The organism is Microseira sp. BLCC-F43 (assembly GCF_041929235.1).
Taxonomy (GTDB): domain Bacteria; phylum Cyanobacteriota; class Cyanobacteriia; order Cyanobacteriales; family Aerosakkonemataceae; genus Microseira.
In genome coordinates this window covers 1-4,348 of record NZ_JBHFNP010000054.1, presented here as the reverse complement: position 1 = coordinate 4,348, position 4,348 = coordinate 1, and the positions used below count along the sequence as shown (strand labels likewise).

The window sequence follows — 4,348 nt, the reverse complement described above, 5'->3', positions numbered from 1 at the left end:
TTGGGAACCAGTGCTACTGCTTCTTTTGGGTATGTAAGACCAAAACGACCGGGACGTAAAAAATCCACGGTCGTGGAGGCGATTCCCAGTGAAGGAAGAAGCCCCCACCATACCTGAAAGGTTGGTGGTGGGTAGTTCACTCAACTACAGGGCAATCGGTAGCTGCGTGAAATTGATACAATCGTCCCTGGGAAAAAATTCGGTGGCGGATTATGGAGCAGAATTTAGACGCTGCAAGCTACGGTATTGTGATGGTAACAGCGGCTTCGCGCGATGAGGCGGAAGCGATCGCCAAAAATTTAGTTGCATCTAAACTCGCCGCCTGCGTCAGCATCATGCCCATTCGATCGATTTATACTTGGCAAGCACAGGTACATAACGAGGAAGAGTGGCAGCTTTTGATTAAAACAGATTTGGCTTTCTTTGAAACATTAGAAGCCAAAATTCGCGAGTTGCACTCTTACGAAGTCCCCGAAATTATCGCCTTGCCAATAGTTACTGGTTCTGCGCCTTATTTAGGGTGGATTTCAGAGCAGGTGCAAGGTTAGGAATTGCTGCTATTAGCAAAACACTTGGGGCTGAGCGGGTTTACTTAAATTGTTTGAAATTACCAAAGGTTGGCAGGTATTACCCGCCCCTACAATTCCTACATCTTGATCTGTAGCATTATCAAGGAAAATTGGTATAACTCAGGCAGTGCGCTGGTCTAACGGCAATATCAACTTAAGGCACGTCTCAGAGCGATAGTTGCTAGTAGCAATCCTTCTCTAATCGCCAATTCTAGATACCCAGCATCATCAGCTGCTAGATTGTACTGACGCCCTAGCGCCAAAGTCGCCGTTGTCGATCTTTGAGTCGTGTCTGTATCCAGACTAATTGGTAAAGATTGCAGCATTGCTAACTCTTCAGCCGTTTGGGTTTCTGTTATCCGCTGTCTGCGTTCTGCTACTATGAGAACGTTAACAATTTCTAGCCACCAGATACTAGGAACGACAGCTTCAGCATTCTCTGCTAGCAAATGCAAAATTGCTTCGGCGTCATCATTAGTTTCATCAGGCAAACACCAGCTAATTGCTACAGAACAGTCCAGTACAAAGCTTGTCAAAATCTACGCCCCTCTTCTCTCATTTCTCCTATAGTCATTGCACAAGGAGATATTTTTTTCCTAAGCGATCTAAAAGCTTCTATTACAGCGGCTGCATCCAACTGTTTTTCTGTCAGCGAAGGTTCGCTAATAGCAGATTTAGTCCGATCTGCTATCTGTTTCCGCATCAACTCTGCCTTTTTTTTGATAACTTCCCATTTATCGGGTATGCGGCGCGGTGCTGATGCTGCTGTTTCCAGGATATGCTTTAATTCGGCTTGCAGCGCTCGCCCGTTTTCTTTGGCGCGAGCTTCGAGTTTCTCCAGCACGCCCGGATCTAAATCTTCGATAATAACTTGAGCCATATTATTACCCTTTCTTCACCTCAATTATCCATTGACAAAACAACTACAGCCACCCTACGCATGAGGATGGCTGGCGAAAAAAGATTAAAACGATATTGACATTCGGCAAGGTTTCTGATTTTTACCGATGGCGATCGCTTTGCATCCCCGCAGGGGAATCGCACCGGCAAAGCATGTTCAACAGTTCAGGCGGAATGTTCTGGTACTGTTCCAGCAGAAAGTCCATTAAAGCGAGATGGCGCAAATCTGTTGACTTGGGACGCCGATAGTTTCCACCTCGTTTAAACCACCGTCGGACGGTGGATGTGGAACGAGAGCAAATGAAGGCGATATCTTCGTGAGTCACCTGCCATTTCGCGTAAAACTGCTGCGGGGTCATTCCTAAAGAGCAGTACCCGTAGAGGTCAATTAGGGTTTGCTGTCGCGCGGTGAGAGGACGAGGAGTCATGCGGCTTCCTCCATCGGTTCCAGGTCGTCTTCCCAAGCGGTATCGGCGACTGTCCAAGCGTAACTGGGAGAGAGTGGATCGAGCCAGATCAGGTAGCACCAAGTCCAAGCGCAGCGGTGAGGTGCAAAGCTGTAGTATCTGCCGATTGCAATCCCCCAGTCTGTTTTATCCCCGTCAGGAATCCAGCGCAGTTTGTCACCGTACAGAAAGCGCGGGGTATTGACAAAAGGGAATGTTTCTGGTAAGGAAACCGATGGGGGACGGAAGGCTGGGTGAGCTAAGTTGGGGGAGATATCGGTGCTAGCGTGACGGATGGCGTTTAGGTAGCCCTGCGATGAGTTTACCATCAAGGTTAGCCGTTAAGTCTCGGATCAGCATGGCGGCTAAGCTTTCGAGTTCCGTTTGGGTTAGATTCATCCACGCTGCATCGAAGTCGGCGTTGGAGTAGGTTTGCAGTTGCGTGAGTAAATTGGCGATCGCAAAATCCTCTAAGGCTTGCTGATAGCCCTCTAGATAACTCGTCGGTCTATTTTTTGGCATGATTGAAGCATCTCCATGATTAATTGGAGCTAGAGCCGCGCGGATCGGGTTGGTAGCCAAGGACGCACGGCTCTTTTGTTTGAGCGATTGCATACATTATGTATACATAGGGTTATCTTAGCAGATTAAGTGTCAGGACAAGTCGTAAAATAAAAGAAGACTTGAAGCTATGCATAGATAAGGTCGAAGGGATGAGTAAGCGTGGACAGAAAAAGCAAAATCAAGCAGACAGGATGGCTTGGGGAGAAGTTAAGGAGCGATTCTCTATTATGTTGACGCCTACAGCAGCTCAAAAAATAGATGCTCGAGCAAAGGCTTTGCAGCTTTCCCGTTCTGAGTTTCTAGAGCAAGCAGCTAGAGGGATAGTATCAATGAGCGATCGCGATCTAACTAATGAGGACAGTTCTGAGTTGGGATAAAAGACTACAAGGTTTACAGAAGCAATGGCAGAAAGCCCTACCATAGGGGTGAGAATCCCCCCAGAATGGCTGGAGGAGATCAACGCACTGTGCAAACAGACTGGTAAAACTAAAACTCAGGTAATACTTGAGGCGTTAGCACAATATTTGGGTAAGAATACAGTAGTCGGAATCAATGCCGATATCGAGACAATCCGTAATGTGCTACGCCACCATGACCAGCGATTGGAGGCAATAGAAAAGAAATTGAATAGAGAAAGCGCTGAAGACTAAGTTGCGTTGCAGGGCGATCGCATTCAACAATTACAGCAACAGATTGAGGCGTGGGAAGGTTTACTTGAGAAGATAGGTGGGAACGAATGAAGGATGCCAGATGGTTACGGCTGATGAGCGTTTTTTTAATGCACTTCAAAGTGACTCTTTGGCAGCTCATTTGTGCTGGGTGGAAGATTTGCCATGAGAGGCAATGAGGGTAGGGAATCAGGGATGGGATGGAAAGCCGCCGTCACCCTGAAGGGTGCGGCTACACAAACGAAGTCCGCCTTCGCGGACTCAAAAATCAAGAGATTGTTAGCCTGGGTCGGCAGGCTTTGTTTGTGTAGGCGCGATTTTAATCGTCCGCTGCTGTGTTTGTATAGCCGCGATATTAATCCTCCGGCGCAAAATGTGTCTCCTCCTCTTACTCCCCCCTTATCAAGGGGGGCTGGGGGGGATCGGATGAGACTGACGCCTCACACACCAAAACCTGTAGGGTCACGGCAACCAATATATTTCGGGTAATCAAACAACATTAATCGTGCCGTGCCCCTACCGCCTGGAAAATCCCACCAAACCTTTGTATCATTTCCAGTAACCTTTAATTCCCGGATAGATATAGTACGGCTACGGCAAGCTCAATATTTCAGCTAATCTAACCATATTGCTCCTGCCGTACCTCTACTTGGCATCAGAATACAGACCTATTGACCCAAGTCGCATTCTACCCGCAGCCATGCCTAAAAACTCCGGCAAAACCCGCAAGCTTTCTCGCTTTTTTCTTTTCCCTTTTACCCTTTTCCTCACCCTCCTCCTCACCCTCTCTTGGGTGAATGCCAAAGAAGCACCCAAACCAAAGCCCCAACCTTGGCAGATAGATGGTATTTTGGCTGCCCTTGACGACGGCTATGACATAGTGAAGAGATATGCTTTCGAGCAATTACTTAAATACGAGTCGCAAGACTTGAAATCGGTGCTGAAGAAACCGGAGGATATTGCTCAGAAAGCTGCCGACTTCCTCAAAGATGAAAACGCGGACGTAAATGTTCGTCGCAGTGCGGCACAAGCATTGGGCAACCTGGGAGAGGCGGCTAAACCCTATGTTAAAGACATCCTCGACTTCCTCAAAGATGAAAACGCGGACGTAAATGTTCGTCGCAGTGCGGCACAAGCATTGGGCAACCTGGGAGAGGCGGCTAAACCCTATGTTAAAGACATCCTCGACTTCCTCAAAGAT

At 47.7% G+C, this 4,348-nt stretch carries 9 protein-coding genes; 4 read left to right on the top strand and 5 right to left on the bottom strand.

Features of this window, described 5'->3' with window-relative positions:
* Positions 1 to 212 precede the first annotated feature (212 nt).
* Entirely contained in the window at positions 213 to 548 is a 336-nt protein-coding gene (gene cutA / locus ACE1CM_RS09580) for a divalent-cation tolerance protein CutA (RefSeq protein ID WP_374877185.1), read from the top strand.
* A gap of 170 nt (positions 549 to 718) precedes the next feature.
* Here the strand turns inward: cutA and ACE1CM_RS09575 are convergent, their stop codons facing one another.
* The 5 genes from ACE1CM_RS09575 to ACE1CM_RS09555 form a co-directional block, all read right to left on the bottom strand.
* Positions 719 to 1,105: a type II toxin-antitoxin system VapC family toxin gene (locus ACE1CM_RS09575; protein WP_374877184.1), complete on the bottom strand. Its 387-nt coding sequence runs from the start codon at positions 1,103 to 1,105 to the stop codon at positions 719 to 721.
* A complete protein-coding gene (locus tag ACE1CM_RS09570; protein ID WP_374877183.1) occupies positions 1,102 to 1,449 on the bottom strand; it encodes a hypothetical protein in 348 nt (115 codons plus the stop codon). The genes ACE1CM_RS09575 and ACE1CM_RS09570 overlap by 4 nt, the downstream gene beginning before the upstream one ends.
* A 121-nt stretch (positions 1,450 to 1,570) precedes the next feature.
* Positions 1,571 to 1,897 (bottom strand): helix-turn-helix domain-containing protein, encoded by a 327-nt coding sequence (locus tag ACE1CM_RS09565; protein WP_374877182.1) that lies wholly within the window; start codon positions 1,895 to 1,897, stop codon positions 1,571 to 1,573.
* The gene (locus ACE1CM_RS09560) at positions 1,894 to 2,244 is read right to left on the bottom strand and encodes a hypothetical protein (protein WP_374877181.1); all 351 of its coding nucleotides are present in this window, start codon (positions 2,242 to 2,244) and stop codon (positions 1,894 to 1,896) included. Before ACE1CM_RS09560 ends, ACE1CM_RS09565 begins: the two co-directional genes overlap by 4 nt.
* Positions 2,198 to 2,437: a hypothetical protein gene (locus ACE1CM_RS09555; RefSeq protein WP_374877180.1), complete on the bottom strand. Its 240-nt coding sequence runs from the start codon at positions 2,435 to 2,437 to the stop codon at positions 2,198 to 2,200. The genes ACE1CM_RS09560 and ACE1CM_RS09555 overlap by 47 nt, the downstream gene beginning before the upstream one ends.
* A 191-nt stretch (positions 2,438 to 2,628) precedes the next feature.
* Here ACE1CM_RS09555 and ACE1CM_RS09550 point away from each other — a divergent pair, with 191 nt between their 5' ends.
* From ACE1CM_RS09550 to ACE1CM_RS09540, 3 genes are all read left to right on the top strand, one after another.
* The gene (locus ACE1CM_RS09550; RefSeq protein ID WP_374877179.1) at positions 2,629 to 2,856 is read left to right on the top strand and encodes a ribbon-helix-helix protein, CopG family; all 228 of its coding nucleotides are present in this window, start codon (positions 2,629 to 2,631) and stop codon (positions 2,854 to 2,856) included.
* 24 nt (positions 2,857 to 2,880) lie between these two features.
* Positions 2,881 to 3,129 (top strand): ribbon-helix-helix protein, CopG family, encoded by a 249-nt coding sequence (locus ACE1CM_RS09545; protein WP_374877178.1) that lies wholly within the window; start codon positions 2,881 to 2,883, stop codon positions 3,127 to 3,129.
* Between the two features lie 718 nt (positions 3,130 to 3,847).
* A partial coding sequence (locus tag ACE1CM_RS09540; protein WP_374877177.1) for a HEAT repeat domain-containing protein occupies positions 3,848 to 4,348 on the top strand: 501 nt, incomplete at its 3' end.

Coding starts and splice junctions, on each gene's coding strand:
- cutA (WP_374877185.1), top strand. CDS start 213: ATGGAGCAGAATTTAGACGCTGCAAGCTACGGTATTGTGATGGTAACA.
- ACE1CM_RS09570 (WP_374877183.1), bottom strand. CDS start 1,449: ATGGCTCAAGTTATTATCGAAGATTTAGATCCGGGCGTGCTGGAGAAA.
- ACE1CM_RS09565 (WP_374877182.1), bottom strand. CDS start 1,897: ATGACTCCTCGTCCTCTCACCGCGCGACAGCAAACCCTAATTGACCTC.
- ACE1CM_RS09560 (WP_374877181.1), bottom strand. CDS start 2,244: ATGGTAAACTCATCGCAGGGCTACCTAAACGCCATCCGTCACGCTAGC.
- ACE1CM_RS09555 (WP_374877180.1), bottom strand. CDS start 2,437: ATGCCAAAAAATAGACCGACGAGTTATCTAGAGGGCTATCAGCAAGCC.
- ACE1CM_RS09550 (WP_374877179.1), top strand. CDS start 2,629: ATGAGTAAGCGTGGACAGAAAAAGCAAAATCAAGCAGACAGGATGGCT.
- ACE1CM_RS09545 (WP_374877178.1), top strand. CDS start 2,881: ATGGCAGAAAGCCCTACCATAGGGGTGAGAATCCCCCCAGAATGGCTG.